This window comes from Sphingobium sp. B2D3A (assembly GCF_025961795.1).
Classification (GTDB): domain Bacteria; phylum Pseudomonadota; class Alphaproteobacteria; order Sphingomonadales; family Sphingomonadaceae; genus Sphingobium.
Window position 1 is genome coordinate 1,749,720 of sequence record NZ_JAOQOI010000001.1, and the last position, 17,677, is coordinate 1,767,396.

Below are 17,677 nucleotides of genomic sequence, written 5' to 3' on the forward strand. Positions count from 1 at the left end.
TCTTCAGCGGCGTTATGCGGTCTCGCCCGGGCCATTCACGTTCCTTTGCAGGCTGCTTTGCTGGCAGCGCGAAGGATTAGTTGGGGACGGTGATCAGCGCATTCAATGGATGAACCCCGCGCGAGGAGGGTTTGAAGTTGGTGAGCCGCTGCCCGACGAGCGACCAGCGGATGGGGCGACCGAGCGGAATGAACCCGCTGAACGCCACCGTCGCTTCCTCGGCTTCTGCCAGCAATTGAGCGCGCTCCTCGTCATTCTGGTTCTTGCGGGCCTCGGCGAGGCGGCTGGCCACGCGCGGATCGCACAGGAGCCCGGCCGAACAATCGAGGCGCGCGAGATACCAGAACGCGCTGTCGAAGGGCGCGACCTCGTCGATCAGCCGCAGATCGGCGGGCTGATCGATGGCCACGCGATCGAGTTGCAATCCGGCCTGTCCAAAGTCCTGAATCAGGCGCAGGAACAGCACGGAGGCGCCTGATCCGTCCGGCAAGGCGATCCGTAGAACCGGCGGATCGCCCTTGTCCGCCCGCCAGCGGTCGATGATCCGCCGGGCGGATTCGACGCGCTCCTCGCGCGAGCGGCCGGACCATGCCGGTGCGCTCGGCAGGCGGTTCAGTTCGTAAGAGGCCGGGAGCGGGTAGGTGGCGGTCCGCCAGCCCGGCAGGCCCAGAACCTCGGCGAGCTTGTCCCGGTCGACAAGGCGCGCGAGCGCGTCGCGCACCGGTGCGTCTGCCAAGAAGGACGAGGTGCTCGTAAAGGCGAGGCCGAACAGGCCCTCGACCGGGTCGACCTGCGCGTCAGCCATGTTGAGGCCGGCCGCGGCGATCAAGGGGAGGTGCTGGAAGCGCCCGCCCAGCACGAGATCGGTATGGCGAGCGCGGAAGCGAACGAGAGCCAGCGACGCGCGCTCGGCGCGCACTTCCCGTCGCTCGACCGGGGGCGCGGCTTCGCTCTCGGGCTCGCCCTCGGTCGGCTCCTCGATCGCGGCTGTCGCGGGCGCCAGGACGACCGGTCCGCCCTTGGCAACCGGCTCGCGGCGATAGGGGCCGGTGCCGTCGCCTGAGCGGGTCATTACCGCAAGGTCCGGCTGGGCGAGCAATTGCAGGAAGGCGGGGAGGCTCATGTCGAGCCTTATTTCGATGACCCGGTCGGTCATCGCGCGCACATCGGGGGTAAGGCCCGCCAGCAACAGCGGATTGGCGCGCATCCGCTCACGCAGCAGTCGGGCGACCTCATCGGCATGGACCGGCTTGCCGTCCGCCCAGTGCAGCCGCTTCAGCCGGAAGATGTAGCTCTGGCCGCCATCCTCGACGATCCAGCTTTCCGCCAGCGCGCCGACAATGTCGCCGCGCGCGTCGAAGCTGAGCAGCCCTTGTGCGGTCGAGGCGAGGATCAGCCGGGCTGCCGGTGCATTGCCGTGGCGCAGCGGCTGGGCGAGCGCCTCGCTCTGGCCGATCACGTCCACCCGAACGGTGCGGTTATCGCGCGGGCTGTTGCATCCCGCCATGGCGAGCACGGCCAATGCCAGGAGGGGGCGGACCCAGGTTCGCGCGGGGCGGGTGCCCATCGCCTTTCACTCCCTGTTCGGACAAGAATCCATCGACGTTACAGGGAGGCCGTAGCCTGCCGACGCGATTCGTCCAACCATGGCTGCGCTTGAAAGGGGCGCCATCGCATTCGCTATGGTGCGGACGGCGGGACTTGAACCCGCACTCTCAGATGAGAAGCAGATTTTAAGTCTGCTGCGTCTACCGATTTCGCCACGTCCGCAAGCACATGGGGATGCGCGAACGCCCATGCCATGCACGGCAGGACGGTTCCAGCCCTTATCAAGCGCCGGGTGAAGGACATGCCGTGCGCAGAACGACCGCAACCCGGCCGATGCGCTGCCGCATGGCCGGGCTGCCGGATTGTCAAAGGCTCAGGTGAGGGTGCTCAGTCGCCGGCATTCAGGCGAATGCGCATTTCCTTACCGGGCTTGAAGTGCGGCACGCGCTTGGGCGGCACCACCACCGAATCGCCGGTGCGGGGATTGCGCCCCGTGCGGCCGTCTCGGGCGCGGGTGGTGAAAGCACCGAATCCGCGCAGTTCTACCCGGCCCCCTTCGGCCAGGCGCGCGGTGATCGAGTCGAAAACGATATCCACGATGCGGTCGACTTCCTGCCCGCTGAGGTCAGGATGAAGAAGCGCAAGCTTTTGAACGAGCTGAGAACGAATCATCTCTGCTACTTTCCGAAAAGGCCGAAGCCGTCCCCCATAATCCGGAAGTGCCCCGAGTCCCCCTTCGTTGCGTTTTCCGTGACTCGCGCGATGCGCCAACATCAGCGTGCAATCAAGAAAAATCCCCGCAGAACGCCGCAAACGGAGCGGGCCGGCCGATTACTCGACCGGCCCACTGCCGCAATTATTAGAGGGTGGGAAAAGCCCCGGCGATCAATTCTTCGCCTTGAGCGCCTCGCCCAGAATGTCGCCCAGCGACGCGCCGCTGTCGGACGAACCGTACTGCGCGACAGCCTGCTTCTCTTCGGCGATCTGGAGCGCCTTGACCGAGAAGTTCGGCTTCTTGGAACGGTCGAAACCGATCACCAGCGCGTCGAACTTCTGGCCGACCTGGAAGCGCTCGGGGCGCTGCTCGTCGCGGTCGCGGCCAAGGTCGCTGCGCTTGATGAAGCCGGTGACGCCGTCGTCGCCAGCCTGAACCTCCAGGCCGCCGTCGCGGACTTCCAGAACGGTCACGGTCACGGTCTCGTTCTTGTTGAGGCCGGTGCCACGCACCGCGCCAGCTGCCGGCGCGCCCTTTTCGAGCTGCTTCATGCCGAGGCTGATGCGCTCCTTCTCGACGTCCACGTCAAGCACGATGGCCTGAACGGTCTCGCCCTTGCGGTGCAGATTGAGCGCGTCCTCGCCGGAGATGCCCCACGCGATGTCGGACATGTGGACCATGCCGTCGACGTCGCCGTCCAGGCCGATGAACAGGCCGAACTCGGTGGCGTTCTTGACTTCGCCCTCGACCTGGCTGCCGACCGGGTGACGCTCGGCAAAGCTCTCCCAGGGGTTGGACTGGGCCTGCTTGAGGCCAAGGCTGATGCGACGCTTCTCGGCATCAACCTCGAGCACCAGAACTTCCACTTCCTGGCTCGTCGAAACGATCTTGCCGGGGTGGACGTTCTTCTTGGTCCAGGACATTTCCGAAACGTGGACCAGACCCTCGATGCCGGGCTCCAGCTCGACGAACGCACCATATTCGGTGATGTTCGTGACGCGGCCGGAGAGCTTGGCGCCGATCGGGTACTTGGCCGATGCGCCTTCCCACGGATCGCTCTCGAGCTGCTTCATGCCGAGGCTGATGCGCTGCGTGTCGCGGTTGATGCGGATGATCTGCACCTTCACCGTGTCGCCGATGTTGATCATCTCGCTCGGGTGGTTGATCCGCTTGTAGCTGAGGTCGGTGACGTGCAGCAGGCCGTCAATGCCGCCCAGATCAACGAACGCACCGTAATCGGTGATGTTCTTGACCACGCCCTCGATGATCTGGCCTTCGCTCAGCGTCTGGATGAGGCCGCTGCGCTGCTCGGCGCGGGTCTCTTCCAGGATCGCGCGACGCGACACGACGATGTTGCCACGACGACGGTCCATCTTGAGGATCTGGAAGGGCTGCGGAATGTCCATGAGCGGGGTGACGTCGCGCACGGGGCGGATATCGACCTGGCTGCCGGGAAGGAAGGCCACGGCGCCGTCGAGATCGACGGTGAAGCCGCCCTTGACGCGGCCGAAGATGACACCCTCAACGCGGGCGCTCTCGGCGAATTCGGATTCCAGCTTGTCCCACGCGGCTTCGCGGCGGGCGCGGTCGCGCGAGAGCATGGCCTCGCCATTGCTGTTCTCGACACGGTCGACATAGACCTCGACTTCGTCGCCAACCTTCAGATCGGCCTTCTGGCCGGGCATGGCGAACTCGCGCAGCGGCACGCGGCCTTCGCTCTTGAGGCCCACGTCGATGACGGCGAGGTCGTTTTCGATGCCGGTGACGGTGCCCTTGACCACGCGGCCTTCAAAGCCGCCGTCTGCACCACCAAGAGATTCATTGAGAAGCGCGGCAAAATCATCGCGCGTCGGGTTTGCCTGAGAGGCCATGTAAGAGTTCCTTCAAGTCGTTGCTGGCCAACCGGTTGTCTCCGGTGGTCTTTGGCCAAACTGCCCGAACGACCTCATGCCGGCCGGGCATTCACCAGGCGGCGCGAAGGCGATCACTCGTGCTTTGGGAAAAGCAAAAGGGCGCCTCGCAACGCGAAGCGCCTCATCCAAGCCGTCTAATGGCGACTCTTCAGGCGAGCGTCCACCAGCGCGATCGCATGCTGAACGGCGGCGTCTATACTCAAATTGCTGGTATCCAGCAAGTCCGCATCTTGGGCCTGCTTCAGGGGCGCATCGGCGCGCTGCATGTCCCGCGCGTCACGCTCGGCGAGGTCGGCGGAGAGAGCCTCCAGCGCGACGGGATGGCCATGGGCGGTGAGCTCCGCATGGCGGCGCTGCGCGCGCACCGCAAGGCTGGCGGTGACGAACAATTTGGCGTCGGCATCCGGCGCGATCACCGTGCCGATATCCCGCCCGTCGAGCACCGCGCCGCCCGGCTGTGCGGCGAAGGCACGCTGCCGCTCCAGCAGCGCCGCGCGCACCTGCGGGTGACGCGAGACGCGGCTGGCAAGCGGGCCGGCTTCCTCCGACCGCAGTGCCGGATCGGCAAGCAGGCTATCCGGAAAAGCACAGGCTGCTGCGGCATCGGCCGGATTGTCGGCGTCCCCGCCCTGCCGCGCGACTGTCACGCCGACGGCGCGATACAGCAAGCCCGTGTCGAGATGGGGCAGGCCGTAATGCCGCGCCAGCGCCCGCGCGATCGTGCCCTTGCCGGAGGCAGCGGGACCATCGACGGCAATGATCATGCCGCGCCCTTGAGCGTGGCCAGCATGTCGGTGAAGCCGGGAAAGCTCGTCGCGACCGGGCTCATATCGTCGATGATGAGGCCGCCGCGCGTGTGATGACCGGCGACCGCGAAGCTCATCGCGATGCGGTGATCGAGATCGGCACCGATCGTCGGCGGTTCATTGCCGCCGTCCAGCGGCTCACCACCGCGCCCGTGGATGATGAGGCCGTCGGGTGTCTCCTCTACCGACACGCCGAGGCGGGCGAGGCCCTGCGCCATCAGGGCGAGTCGGTCCGATTCCTTTACGCGTAACTCGTCCAGCCCGGTGGTGCGGGTGGTGCCCTGTGCGCAGGCCGCCGCGACGAAGAAGATCGGAAATTCATCGATCATGCTCGGCGCGACCTCGGGCGGCACGTCGATGCCTGTGAGCGTGCTGTGGCGCGCGACGATATCCGCGACCGGCTCGCCACCGACTTCCCGCTGGTTGGTCAGCGTAAGGTCCGCGCCCATCGCCTGCAGCATGGCGAACAGGCCGGTGCGGGTCGGGTTCATGCCGACATTGGTGACGGTGATGTCCGATCCCGGCGTGATCAGCGCCGCGACCACGGGGAAGGCGGCGGAGGAGGGGTCGCCCGGCACCACCAATGTCTGCGGCTCGAGTTCCGCCTCACCGGTTAGCGAGATGATCCGCGTGCCGTCCGCCTCGGTCTCCACGGTCAGGTCCACCCCGAAGCCGCGCAGCATCCGCTCACTGTGGTCGCGCGTCGGCACCGGCTCGATGACGCGGGTGATGCCCGGCGTATTGAGTCCGGCCAGCAGCACCGCCGATTTGACCTGCGCCGAGGCGACCGGCAGCCGGTACTCGATCGGCACCGCTGGGGCGATGCCGCGCATGGTGAGAGGCAGGCGGCCGCCCGGCGAGGTCATGAACTCGGCGCCCATCAGCCCGAGCGGTGTGGTGACGCGGCCCATCGGGCGCTTGCTCAGCGAGGCATCGCCCACGAAGGTCGCGGTGAGATCATGGCTCGCCAGCAGGCCCATCAGCAGGCGGGTCGAGGTGCCGCTATTGCCCATGTCGAGCGCGGTTGCGGGCTGCGTCAGGCTGCCGACGCCGACGCCATGAATGCGCCACACGCCATCCTCGCCGCGCGTGATCTGCGCGCCGAGCGCGCGCATCGCCGCCGCCGTCGCCAGCACGTCCTCGCCCTCCAGCAGGCCGGAGACGCGGCTCTCGCCCACCGCCAGCGCGGACAGCATCAGGGATCGGTGGGAAATGCTCTTGTCACCGGGCACGGTCACCGTGCCACGCAGCGGAGCGCCAGGCTCGAAGAGCATGTTGCGCGCAATGTCAGTCATGAAAATCAGGTCCGAAAAATGGCCGTCGCTGCGCGGAGCAGGAGGGCGGGCAATAAAAATGGCGAACTGCTTTTGACAGTGCCCGCCCGCTATGGCAAGGCGCCCCACACTTCGCGGCAGGCCTGCCTGTCCGCGCACTTGGCTATTACTCTCTGGAAGGATGAGGCGGCACATGGTGAAGCCTGAATGGGGATCGAAGCGGACCTGCCCCAAATGCGCAACGCGCTTCTATGATCTGGGCAAGGACGAGCCCGTGACATGCATCGAATGCGGCAACGTCTGGACGCCCGAGCCCGTGCTCAAGTCCAAGCAGCCGCTGCCCTTCGAGGAAGCGCCGCAGAAGGTCGCGGCCGGTGCGGATACGGAAAGCACGGCGGACGATGATCTGGACATCGACATCGACGTCGATGAGGCCGAAGGCTCGCCCGACAACGACGTCGATCTCGGCGGCGATGACGATCTCGGCGTCGATGCCGGCGACGATAACGACGAAGAAAACTGAGCGCGCAGGAAAGATTGCGCGCCATAAAAAATGGACTTGCAGCGAGGCAGAGCCTGACCTAAAGGCAGCGCCTCGCCGCGACGGACCCACCGTCGCCGCTGCAATGATCGGGGCCGTAGCTCAGCTGGGAGAGCGCTACACTGGCAGTGTAGAGGTCAGGGGTTCGATCCCCCTCGGCTCCACCATTTGTACTAGGGTTCTGAAAACCCTAGAAATTATTGGAATTTAAGGCTTTTTAACGAGCGTCTAGTACAAACGTACAGGACGAAAGCCATGTGTTCATATCTTCACCGCGCGGCCCACGGGGTCTATTATTTCCGCATGGGCGTCCCCGTGGAACTGCGTCCGTATATGGATCGCAAGCGCGAGCTTAAGGTGTCGCTGGGGACTAAGGACCGTGACACTGCGAAAGGGATGATCCCCGATCATACCAAGGCCGCGCTGAGCATGTTGGGCAAGGCTCGGGCTTCTCTTAACGCTGCCAGTTCGCCTGCCCCAAAGCCAACGCCGCCCAAATCCCAAGCTCAAACTGATCGTGAGCGGGAGGAATGGGAGTATGAGCAGGGGCAGGATGGGCTGCGCTCTGCTGAGTTTGACCGCTTGGACGGTGAGGCCGACGAGCTTGCCGAATATGAGAAGCGCCTAGCCTTAGAGCCAATGGGGGCTAGGTTGCTCGCTGAGATGCAGGAGCAGGTTGCGCTTGCCCGCTTGGATGGGGCGGCTGAGCTTCGTCTCAAGCTTCAAAATCGGCACGCATCGGAAAGCCAAAATCAGGCCGTAGAGAAGGGGCCTGTCACCAGCGGCAAGGGCCTGTTCCTAGATGGCGACATTTTGGACCGCTGGGCCGCTGAGCGTGGCGTGGTCGCCAAGGGCAAGGATACTCATAAGTCCGTGGCTGAATGGTTCTATGCCCGGACAGAGCGTAAGTCCGTTGAGCTTATCACTAGGCAGGACGTGTTAGCTTTCAAGGATAAGCTACTGAGCGAAGGTCAGTCTGTCTCCAATACGAACATGAAGCTATCGCGCCTTCGCACCTTGCTCGGCTGGGCATACCAGAATGATCTAACGCCTGCGAACGTTGCTGATGGTATTAGCGTGAAGGTCGCAGATGCCGGTAAGAACAAGCGGCTACCGTTCTCTCTTGCAGAGCTACAGGCCATTTTTGCCAGCCCCGTCTATGCCCAAGGCTTGCGCCCCAAGCGAGGGAAGGGGGAAGCGGCTTATTGGCTTCCCTTGCTCGCATTGTTCACAGGTGCGCGGCTTGAGGAAATTGGCCAGCTTAGGGTGCCCGATGTGCAGAAGCATGACTATCCCGATCAGGATGGCAACATGCTGGCCGGTTGGTTCCTACATATCACAGAAAGCACAGATGAGCGTGGGCAGGCCAATAGGATCAAGAATGCCGCCAGCGAACGGCTAGTGCCTGTGCATCCAGAATTGGAGCGCCTAGGCTTTATCGATTACGTGACTGGCCTCAGCGATCAAGGGGGCAGGGTGTTCCCCGACCTTGTGCCGAATATTTATGGACGCCTTACAGCCAAGTGGGGCGAATGGTTTGGGCCGTATCTGCGAAAGGTCTGTGGCGTCACCGATAGCCGTAAGGTGTTTCACTCCTTCCGACATACCTTCAAGGATTACATGCGTCGTGCAGGCATCGCGGAAGGTATCCAGCGCCAGTTGATGGGGCATTCCGGCAAGGACGTAGCCGATGGGTATGGGAGTGGGTACGATCTCCACGCCCTCACGGTCGCATTGATGACTTACAGAGTGCCGGGATTGAAACTGCCGGGGGTAGCAGGATCAAACACCCTCTAAATTGCGCTGCGCAGACTAGCAGATGTGTTCTTGTAATGTTCCGGTGTCCGAGTGCCGTTTCGTGGCGTTGGACTTCGTGGAGCTTCTGAGGCCTTCATACAGACCGGGTAATTCTGAGAAGCTGGCAGCACGGTTTCAGCGATGATAGGTGGATATCCTAGCGAACGAACACCAAGGAACGCGGGTAATGATGTCAACTATCGCAGCAGGACTAATTGCAAGCGTTGACCTTCTCTGTACCGTTACGCTTGCAACTCCTGTTAACGTCCCTCCCGTGGGAGCCGTTGAGCATCTGCGCATTGATGGAAATTCGCTGCGCTGGTGCGAAGGTGATTGTTTCCGAACGCGCATTGTCAGGTTTTATGAGGATACTATTTCTCTTGAACACCTTGATGTCGTAGCTGGCATGAAGACTATCGACACGATCAACCGGAGGACAGGTCAGCGCGTGTTTATGTGGACCGGAAGGCCGGATATGGAGCGTATGATAGCGTATGATTGTGAGGTGAAACCCTTTTCAGGTTTCCCCCCCAAAAAATTCTAGCATCGCGAAGGCCTGTCAGTGTCAGGCATCCGATCCTATCGGCACGCCAGCTTCTCGCCGCGCCTGTACGCCAGTCGGGACCGCTCGGTAGCCCATCTCGGTCTTGATATATTCGATACCACCCAGCGGGACGCCAGCCTCTCTACGGGCCTGCTCGCCGGTCGGACGGGGCCGATACCCCATCTCAGACTGGAGGTAGCCTAGAGGGGCCTGTGCGGCCTGCTGAGGCTGTGCCGTGGGCGCGATCTGGGACGGGTTGCCGAACTGGAATGAACTTGGCTGCGGCGCGGCTGGCTCTGCGGGAGCCTGTGCCTCAGGCTGGTACGGTTCGGCTGAGAATGCTTCCTCCGTCACGCCCAAGGCGGACTGGATATCCCAATAGAGCGTATCGGCCTCGGTCGCATCGCCATTGCGGATTGCGAGCGCCTTGGCATCCTCAACGATCATAGGTGCAAGGCCTTCTAGCTGCCCCTCATCCCCGGTTGCATTGTAGTGATTGAGGGCGGCGTCATACTTGCTCAGGGTGGCATCGTCACTCTTGCCCACAAGCTCCAGCGCGATCTCAAGGGTATTGCGCATGGAGGGGACGTTGAGTGCGAAGGCTTCAAGGGCTTTGGTGTAAGCAATAGCAGCAGGGTAGCCCTCAGCCATGCGAGCCTTAGCGGCATTCTGGACAGCGCGGGGATTATGCCCATGCAGGGCGATCAACGACAAGGCAGCATTGGCCTTGACCCGCTGACGTGGTGTCAGTGCAGTCATGTTCTTATTCCTATGATTAAATGTGAGGATCGGTAGGGCAACTATTGAAGGGGGCTAGCTCGCCGCTCCATATGCGTCCGACAAGATGCTTATAGGCGAGGTAAAGCGTAGGCTGGTCGAGGCCGGGGCTGCCAGCAGCTTCCCACTCCGCAATCGTCTCGTTGACCACAAGCAGTGCCTCGAACCGACTATCTGGGGACAGGTCGTCGAGTAGGGTTGCAACGTCTTGGCTTGCAGGGATGCGACGGGTTTCAACACCGGCATCCTTCCATAGCTGTGCCCTGTACAGGACAAGGCTGGTATAAATGACAGCCTCAGGGTTTGAGCAAGCATGGCCCGGTGCGGTCAGGCCATTACAAGCCCATCGCTGGGCAGCAGCTAGTTTTGCAACGGCGGCAACCGTGTCCCCGTAAGGCCCGCAACTTGATGTTAGCTGCTCAATCGAGGCAGGCCATTTGGGCATCGGCTGGCGCTGACTGGCCTTCTGCTCAAGCCACCGATCCCTGACGCCAATGGCAGGCTTGCTCTCTGAGGCAACGAGCGCAGCCGCTTTCTTGTCTGCCACATACTTCGCACGGCGGGCCTTGTTGGCCTTGAGCCGTTCTCGCTCTAGCGGTCTGCGCTTCTTGGCACGGGCGCGGCTTGCCTCAATGGCAGCTCGATCCTGCCCCTTTGAAAGAGCGGCCACAATCAGGCTGCCGCACTTGGCGCAGTGTAGATGCCAGCCCAGTTGTCCACCCGCATTGCAGGCCGGAACAGGCCACGCCGTTTCCCTGTGAAATACTCATTGAAGGCAGCGCGGGGATCACCGGGAGCCAGTGCCATGATATCAGCGGGGATCGCCTCGGGCCGCATGAACACAAGATACTCATAGGCATCATCAGCAAGAGCCGTGAAGCCATTGCAGCGGTGGCGGGTCGGGACAGCCTCCCTCAGTCGGTAATCATAAGACAGCTTAGTATAGTCTATGGTGAAATTGGCGCGCAGCAGATTGCCATCGGCATTGCTGGGATAGCTGACTGTCACACTGATATCGGAGAACTCAGCAAGGCGCTTGGTCCGTGCCGCCTCAGCCTCATCTGCCAGCGCAGTTGCATAGCGCTCCTGGCCCTCAGCAATAGCCGCCTCAATCTCAGCAGCCTTAGCGATAGCGGGCTTACCCATCACATCGATAGCAGCTTTCACAGCCCGCAAATCAGCGCGCAGGGTTTCGATCTCAGCCGCGATAGCAGCCGAGCTTGCATTCATAGTCATTGGCAAAGTCCTTAAATGGGGAGTTTCAGGCTGAGGGCTTAGGAGCAAAGATGCCCACCTTGCGCCGCTCATCCCGGTAGGTGTTGGTGCTACGGTTATCCCGGTCATACACGGCCATGACGGCAGCTATGGAAGGTCGCCCATTTGGCTTGCGCAGTGCAGCCTCAGGCACAGGGACGCCGAGCAATTCGAGCGCCATGCGGAAGCCAGATACAATCCGGCGATCAGCAGTAGATAGGTAGGAAGCAATCTGCGGAGTGCGCAGGACAGCCTCATCAATATGGGTAGCCATAAGGCTCCTTTCATGGCGGACAGGTTGTCCAAATAAGTGAGAGAGATGCCGCTCATGGATGCGTCGGAACTGGAGGCACGGAAGCGGCGAGGGATTGGACAGGAAGTCCAAAAGCATAGGCATCCCTCAGAATGCTCAGCGCTTAGGCACAAGGCTTAGCCGACCCTATGTCACTCACCATACCAGCCCGGATAAAAGCATGGGCATGATGGGCACTGAGCAATCTGAAGGATGGGGATAGTCACTCTCAGGGAATGACATGCAGGGCTTATTCAAGGACAAGCCATAGAGTAGGGATATCTCTAATCGATCTAATATCAGTAGTTAATAATATGATCCGGATTAGGTAGTTATTGGATGTATCCCGTCTCGTTCCCCTCTCTTACATATAGATGCAGCTTTTGCTGAACCTACGTAAATCTGGGAAACAGCAGATACATCCTTGGTATGATCCGTCATAGGTCAGCCATTGGATTGTATTGCCCGTCTCGTTTGACGCTCACACTAGAAGCCCTAGGGCATCTAATGCGCCCTCAGCCTTACGGCCTACATGCGTCATGATGTTTATAGACCTCCCGGTCCCGGCGCTGGCTTTACAGACGCTGCGTTATGATAGGTTGTGAGGCCGTACTGGCCGATGCTCTGTGCTAGTGTGTCTGCATTCAAATTAAATGCTGTTATGCGTTAATGTACCAAATCAGACTTGGTTCTGTGTTTGTATGCATCAAATCAGATGCGGGTATTGGATTAGTGTACCAATTCAAATGCGGTTGTGCGTGTATGTACCAATTCATCCGTCGGTATGCTTGACTGTACTAAATCACTCAATCCAAACGGACATAACAGCGGGTATATGTAAGTGTGTCTGCATTCACCTACTGTACTATTTGAATAATACACCATGCGAATAGATGCTCCTTCTGCTAATAGGTAGGCATTTATCGTTCTGGCATCAGTAAGCGCTTTTCAACGCGCTGAATGGCAGACCTGTTCGTACCGTACTGCTTGGCCAATGCACCTAAGCTCACGCCCTCTCTACGCTTAGCAGCTATCTCGCTTTGCTGAGCATCGGTTAGCGTTGCCGGTCTGCCCAAAATCTTACCCTCAGCCTTAGCTCGGCTAAGCCCGGCCTGTGTCCGCTCAATCAATAGATCACGCTCGAACTCGGCAACGGCAGCGATAACGCCCATTGTCATCTTGCCCGCTGCGCTGGTCAGATCAGTGCCGCCGAGTGCGAGGCAATGCACCTTCACACCTTCACCAGCCAGCATCTCCACAGTAGCCCGCACGTCCATTGCATTGCGGCCTAGGCGATCTAGCTTGGTCACTATCAGTACGTCGCCTGTCTCCAGTCGATCTAGGAGCTTGGCAAAGCCCTTGCGCTCCATAGCTGGCAGCGACCCCGATACCGTCTCAGTGACCACACGCTTAGGATCAATAGAGAAGCCAGCGGCCTCTATCTCTCTCACCTGATTGTCTGTGGTCTGGTCCGCTGTGCTGACGCGGCAGTATGCAAATGTCCTAGCCATGTTTGATGCTCCTGTATCGAATACGTGCATCAATAGCTGGAGTGTATCACAATGCCTGTCAAGCTAGTTTCTGATACAGGCCAGCAAGGTGTATCAAATTCGGTCGATTACGATACATTCAGAAATGCAGGAGGGCAGGGCGAGGCCCCTATGGGGACAATAAGCACACTCTTGTTTAAGTGACCGGCTCGTATAAGAATGATAAAAATAGGTCGAGGAGGATTGATGTCTATTAGACTTTCTGAGCCACTCTCAGAACTAGAACGCTGCCCTCACTGCCAAGTGTACAAACCTACTCTTGAGTTTCTTTATAATTACGTAGACGCGAGGCAGTCGCATTCAGGAGAGGGGCCGGGTTGGCTCGTTTATCGGTGCTCATCTTGCTATAATGTAATCGCATTCTGGACCCCTCTATGGAAGGTCTTCGCAAACCGTACTGATACCGTTGCGTACTTGCACCGCAATAATGTGACAGCCTATCGTATGATACCGGATGGTGGCATTGAAGTTGGCGAATTGCCGGACAAGGTGGCGCGTTATCTGAAACAAGCAGTCAGCACACAATTTGCGCCAGACGGCGCAGTGATGCTAGCCGGATCGGCGGTTGATGCTATGTTGAAAGAGAAAGGATACGATAAAGGCAGCGTGTACGAGCGGATTAAAATCGCGGTCGACGACCGTGTTTTGACTGCAGACATGGCTGAGTGGGCGCATGTCGTTCGTTTGGAAGCAAATAAGCCGCGTCATTCGGACTTAGACGATCCTCATGCAACTGAGGCAGAGGCTAAGCAGTCAATTGAGTTTGCAAAAGCACTTGGTGATTTTCTGTTTGTGTTCCCGGCGCGCGTTGCCGCAGGAAAGAATGCCGCTAATGATGCTCAGGAGCGCGCCTAACTACATCTGGCAAAAGAATGGGGCGGCCCGACCAAACCGCCCCAACCTGCAATTTCAAATTAGTTTAGGCGACTTGCGGCATTAGCAAGCACGCCAGTTCGTAGTCCCGTTTCGCATCTTCAAAGTTGAAGAAGGAATGCGCCGACATTAGGACCAGATTTCCATGCTGGTCGGTGATAAACCACCGCCAGTCATAGTTCTGATCCATGTGGAACATGGGATTTTCGTTCGGCATATTCACCTCCTTGTAAGGGGTGAGCCAAATTCATTGAGTTTTGTTCGAGATATCGCGTCGTATGTGATTGTTAGCGCCTGAGGCACATGCAGTTATCGTTGCCGTTATCTTTATACTTCTGCAATCTTTGCCGCCACCAGCGCCTAGGGATCAAGGAGCCTGCAATTTCTGACGTCACTCAATGAGCAAAATCTACCTTGTAGCTATGGTCCCATTTGATTGCTCCAAACTGGTCGGCTGCATAAATTGCAGGCTTGACGACAGCCTAGAACAGTTCGGGAACAAAGCAATAGTCCGGTCGAATTTATCCACAGGCATTTGAAACGCGAAAGTTTGATTGCCCTTTCTAGTACAAAGGGCTAGTGCAAACGTCCCGGCGCTCTAAGAAAAAGTCTTTATTTTCCAATGCTTGGTGGAAATTTTACCGATCCCCCTCGGCTCCACCATTCCCCTCATCGCAGACCTGTTGGGCGCCATAGAGCGTGCCCCGTCGTGAATGTGCGACGTCGGGCCAGCGCTGCGTCTGAAGCGTCCGGAACGCATCCTCAGCTCTTTCTTAACGGCGACCGACCTGGCTCCGCAGCTTCGCGTCACCCGGTCCACCCTGCCTCTCTCGACAAAAAGTTGGTCGCCCGGCGCAAAGCCAGTCGTGGCGGCGGTTGGTACACATCTTCTCAGCCTGGGGTGCTTCGCGCTGCATGGCGGTTCTGGCCGAGGGTCGGGACTGGACGCGCGGCGCGGCATGGACGCCAATTGCGAGGATGTGACATGACTCTTCTGACCGACAAGTTCTTCGACAGCTTTGCCTCCTCGGTGAAGCCCACGGAAGAGGCGGAGACGCTGCCGCCGGAGATCTACACGAGTCAGGAGTTCTACGAGTTCGAGAAGGACGCGCTGTTTTATCGCGAATGGCTGTGCGTCGGGCGGGACGAGTGGATCGCGGATGTCGGGGATTTCTTCACGACCAGCCACGCCAATGAGCCGATCATCATTTCGCGCGGGCGGGACGGGGAGATCAAGGCCATGTCTGCCGTGTGCCAGCACCGCGCCATGCTGGTGGCGGAAGGCAAGGGCAATACGCGCGGTTTCACCTGCCCCTATCACCACTGGTCCTATGATCTGGACGGCAAGCTGGTCGGCGCACCGGCGATGGGCCGCACCTGCAATTTCGACAAGGCGCAGTATAATCTGCCCAAGCTCAAGGTGGAGCTGTGGCACGGCTTCATCTTCGTCAATTTCGATCCGGAAGCGGAATCGCTGGCCTCGCGCATGGGGCCGATCGAGCCGGTGGTGGCGAATTACGAGTTTGCCAGCCTGCGCGGCCCCGAGCCGCTGTCCCACGAATATCCGTGGAACTGGAAGGTCCAGTTCGAGAATAACAATGATGGCTATCATGCCAGCCGGCTCCACCAGGGGCTGCACGATTTCGTGCCGAGTTCGCTGGCGAGCTTCCCCGAGGTGCCGCGTGAGACGGCCGGCTATTATCGCCTCAATGGCTCCACGCATCCCAATGCGAGCTTCAACCCCACCGAGAAGGCGCTGCTGCCGGTCTTCCCCAAGCTGACGGAGGAGGAGCAGAGCCGGCTGCTGTTCGTGAACCTGCCGCCGACGCTCTCGCTGGTCGTGCTCAACGATGTGGTGATCTACCTCATCATGGATGCGCGTTCGCCGACCACGCACGGCCTGACCTTCGGCAGCCTCTATCATCCCAGCGCCTTCGAGGACCCGGAGTTCGAGGAAAAGCGCCGGATCAATGACGAGCACACGGCGGATATCGTCGCGCAGGATCTGCATGTCGACCTGCTGGTGCAGCAGGGCCTCTCGTCCCGCTTCGCCCCGCGCGGGCGCTACAGCTGGCAGGAAGATGCGCAGCGCCAGCTCAATGTGTGGCTGGTGGACCGCTACCAGCAGGAGTGGGACCGTCGTCGCGGCCCCTCTGCGCCTGTCACGCGGCTGCACGCGACCTCCTGAGCCATTGCGCGACGGCCTGAAGGCTAAATCAAGACATTGTTCGCAGGAGACACAGCTTCGCGTCCGCCGCGCTGCCTAACTGGCGCGGCGGCCGAAAGGCTTGTGTCCAGTCAGAGGTGATGATGACCAATTCGCTTATTTTCTTCGATATTCCCGCCGACGATCCCAATGCTGCCGGCGAATTCTACGCGCAGGTGTTCGGCTGGGAGAATGATCCCCGCCCGATGGGCGTCTATCACCGCATGGTGCCGGGCGGCTTCTTCAAGAAGAAGGACGGGACGGACAGCGAGATCGGCAATCTCCACATGGGCATCGCCAAGGTCGACAATATGCGCCCGCATCCCGACCCGGCAGGCGCCGCGCCGCGCCATATCGCCAGCGATGGCCGCAAGCCGCGCATCTGGGTGTTGATCAGCGACGATGATTCGGCGGATCGAATTCTGGCGACGGCGCAGGAACTGGGCGCGACGCTGCTGTGGCGCGACCATTATTGGGCCGAGTTCAACGGCTATAACCACTGCTTTGTCGACCCCTGGGGCAATGAGATCCTGCTGTGGGGCAAGGCGGGCGAAAATCCGCAGATTCCCGAGACGTTCACCAAGGAATGAGGGGTGCGCGCGGCCCGCTGGCGGGTTGGCGGAACAACATGTTGTGCGCCAATCTGCAAGACCGGGCCGCAACCCTTCCCATAGCCTCCAGTCATCCAATGCAACGGCCCGAGCGGCAAGCATGAGGCAAAAGCGACCATGAGCCTACAAGTTCAACCCTGTCTGTCCGCAAGGCGCGCCTGCGCAACAGGAGCCGGACAATGAGCCGCCTGCCGCTGATCTTCTTTGGTCATGGCAGCCCCATGGTGGCGCTCGAGCAGAGCAGCACCACGCAGGCCTGGCAGGGCATCGCACAGAGCATCGGCAAGCCCAAGGCGATCCTGTGCATCTCGGCGCACTGGCTGACACGCGGCACGGCCGTGACGGCGATGGCGCAGCCCCGCACGATCCATGATTTCGGCGCCTTTCCGCAGGCCTTGTTCGACATGCAATATCCGGCGCCCGGCGATCCCGCCCTGGCGCGGCGCGTTGCCGAACTGCTCGATCCGGTGCCGGTCCATATGGATGCCAATTGGGGCCTGGATCATGGCACCTGGACGGTGCTCGTCCACGCCTATCCCGAGGCCGATATTCCGGTCGTGCAGCTGGGCATGGACGTGAATGCCACGCCCGAGCAGCACTGGAAGATCGGCCAGATGCTCCGCCCGCTGCGCGACGAAGGCGTGCTCATCATGGGCACCGGCAACATCGTCCACAATCTGCCGGCGATGGACTGGAACAACCCGGATGCCGAGCCCTATCCGTGGGCTGACCGGTTCAACAGCACGATGCTAGATGCCGTGGTCGCGGATCGGCCGCAGACCGTCATCGATTTCGCGGCGCTGGGCGACGATGCCCGCCTCTCGGTGCCGACGCCCGACCATTTCTGGCCGCTGCTCTATGTGCTGGGTGCGCGTCATCCGGGTGAGGAAGCGCAGCTGCACCCCAATTTTATCCATCACAAATCGCTCGGCATGACGAGCATTCTCATCGGGGCTTCCTGAGCCTCCACAAACCC

General features: G+C 60.5%; 17 protein-coding genes and 2 tRNA genes. 7 read left to right on the forward strand and 12 right to left on the reverse strand.

Translation table 11 applies throughout. From position 1 onward, the window contains the following. Window positions 1–76 precede the first annotated feature (76 nt). The 6 genes from M2337_RS08135 to aroA all read right to left on the reverse strand — a co-directional run bounded on the left by M2337_RS08135 (window position 77) and on the right by aroA (window position 6,277). A complete protein-coding gene (locus M2337_RS08135; protein ID WP_264569812.1) occupies window positions 77–1,567 on the reverse strand; it encodes an ABC transporter substrate-binding protein in 1,491 nt (496 codons plus the stop codon). A gap of 116 nt (window positions 1,568–1,683) precedes the next feature. Next, window positions 1,684–1,770: transfer RNA gene (locus M2337_RS08140), tRNA-Leu, on the reverse strand. Window positions 1,771–1,935: 165 nt separating this feature from the next. Continuing rightward, window positions 1,936–2,220, reverse strand: coding sequence for an integration host factor subunit beta (locus M2337_RS08145; protein ID WP_181559138.1), 285 nt, complete (start codon window positions 2,218–2,220; stop codon window positions 1,936–1,938). A gap of 213 nt (window positions 2,221–2,433) precedes the next feature. After that, complete coding sequence (rpsA, locus tag M2337_RS08150) at window positions 2,434–4,134, reverse strand: 30S ribosomal protein S1 (RefSeq protein WP_181559139.1); 1,701 nt, start codon at window positions 4,132–4,134, stop codon at window positions 2,434–2,436. 176 nt (window positions 4,135–4,310) lie between these two features. Continuing rightward, window positions 4,311–4,940, reverse strand: coding sequence for a (d)CMP kinase (locus tag M2337_RS08155; RefSeq protein WP_264569813.1), 630 nt, complete (start codon window positions 4,938–4,940; stop codon window positions 4,311–4,313). Beyond that, entirely contained in the window at window positions 4,937–6,277 is a 1,341-nt protein-coding gene (gene aroA / locus M2337_RS08160) for a 3-phosphoshikimate 1-carboxyvinyltransferase (protein WP_264569814.1), read from the reverse strand. Before aroA ends, M2337_RS08155 begins: the two co-directional genes overlap by 4 nt. Before the next feature lie 172 nt (window positions 6,278–6,449). Between aroA and M2337_RS08165 the strand changes: the two genes are divergently transcribed. The 3 genes from M2337_RS08165 to M2337_RS08175 all read left to right on the forward strand — a co-directional run bounded on the left by M2337_RS08165 (window position 6,450) and on the right by M2337_RS08175 (window position 8,594). Beyond that, window positions 6,450–6,779 carry a TIGR02300 family protein gene (locus tag M2337_RS08165; protein ID WP_181559142.1) on the forward strand — a complete coding sequence of 110 codons (330 nt, stop codon included), beginning with the start codon at window positions 6,450–6,452 and terminating at the stop codon, window positions 6,777–6,779. A 109-nt stretch (window positions 6,780–6,888) separates the two neighbouring features. Beyond that, a tRNA-Ala gene (locus M2337_RS08170) sits at window positions 6,889–6,964 on the forward strand. Between the two features lie 88 nt (window positions 6,965–7,052). Further along, window positions 7,053–8,594: a site-specific integrase gene (locus tag M2337_RS08175; RefSeq protein WP_319799428.1), complete on the forward strand. Its 1,542-nt coding sequence runs from the start codon at window positions 7,053–7,055 to the stop codon at window positions 8,592–8,594. A 565-nt stretch (window positions 8,595–9,159) separates the two neighbouring features. Here M2337_RS08175 and M2337_RS08180 read toward each other — a convergent pair. The 5 genes from M2337_RS08180 to M2337_RS08200 form a co-directional block, all read right to left on the reverse strand. Continuing rightward, complete coding sequence (locus tag M2337_RS08180) at window positions 9,160–9,897, reverse strand: hypothetical protein (protein ID WP_264569816.1); 738 nt, start codon at window positions 9,895–9,897, stop codon at window positions 9,160–9,162. A 16-nt stretch (window positions 9,898–9,913) separates the two neighbouring features. Beyond that, the gene (locus M2337_RS08185) at window positions 9,914–10,585 is read right to left on the reverse strand and encodes a hypothetical protein (protein ID WP_264569817.1); all 672 of its coding nucleotides are present in this window, start codon (window positions 10,583–10,585) and stop codon (window positions 9,914–9,916) included. 2 nt (window positions 10,586–10,587) lie between these two features. Then, entirely contained in the window at window positions 10,588–11,145 is a 558-nt protein-coding gene (locus M2337_RS08190) for a hypothetical protein (RefSeq protein WP_264569818.1), read from the reverse strand. 31 nt (window positions 11,146–11,176) lie between these two features. Continuing rightward, on the reverse strand, window positions 11,177–11,443 hold the full coding sequence (locus M2337_RS08195) for a hypothetical protein (protein WP_264569819.1): 267 nt from the start codon (window positions 11,441–11,443) through the stop codon (window positions 11,177–11,179). Between the two features lie 938 nt (window positions 11,444–12,381). Next, window positions 12,382–12,972 (reverse strand): recombinase family protein, encoded by a 591-nt coding sequence (locus M2337_RS08200; RefSeq protein WP_264569820.1) that lies wholly within the window; start codon window positions 12,970–12,972, stop codon window positions 12,382–12,384. A gap of 468 nt (window positions 12,973–13,440) precedes the next feature. On the opposite strand from M2337_RS08200, the gene M2337_RS08205 reads away from it, so the two are divergent. Then, entirely contained in the window at window positions 13,441–13,866 is a 426-nt protein-coding gene (locus M2337_RS08205) for a DUF4145 domain-containing protein (protein ID WP_264569821.1), read from the forward strand. 64 nt (window positions 13,867–13,930) lie between these two features. Here the strand turns inward: M2337_RS08205 and M2337_RS08210 are convergent, their stop codons facing one another. Beyond that, complete coding sequence (locus tag M2337_RS08210; RefSeq protein ID WP_264569822.1) at window positions 13,931–14,101, reverse strand: hypothetical protein; 171 nt, start codon at window positions 14,099–14,101, stop codon at window positions 13,931–13,933. 768 nt (window positions 14,102–14,869) lie between these two features. Here M2337_RS08210 and M2337_RS08215 point away from each other — a divergent pair. From M2337_RS08215 to ygiD, 3 genes are all read left to right on the forward strand, one after another. Further along, the gene (locus M2337_RS08215; RefSeq protein ID WP_264569823.1) at window positions 14,870–16,072 is read left to right on the forward strand and encodes an aromatic ring-hydroxylating oxygenase subunit alpha; all 1,203 of its coding nucleotides are present in this window, start codon (window positions 14,870–14,872) and stop codon (window positions 16,070–16,072) included. A 122-nt stretch (window positions 16,073–16,194) separates the two neighbouring features. Continuing rightward, on the forward strand, window positions 16,195–16,680 hold the full coding sequence (locus M2337_RS08220; RefSeq protein WP_264569824.1) for a VOC family protein: 486 nt from the start codon (window positions 16,195–16,197) through the stop codon (window positions 16,678–16,680). A 200-nt stretch (window positions 16,681–16,880) separates the two neighbouring features. After that, window positions 16,881–17,663 (forward strand): 4,5-DOPA dioxygenase extradiol, encoded by a 783-nt coding sequence (ygiD, locus tag M2337_RS08225; protein ID WP_264569825.1) that lies wholly within the window; start codon window positions 16,881–16,883, stop codon window positions 17,661–17,663. The last annotated feature ends 14 nt before the right edge of the window (window positions 17,664–17,677 follow it).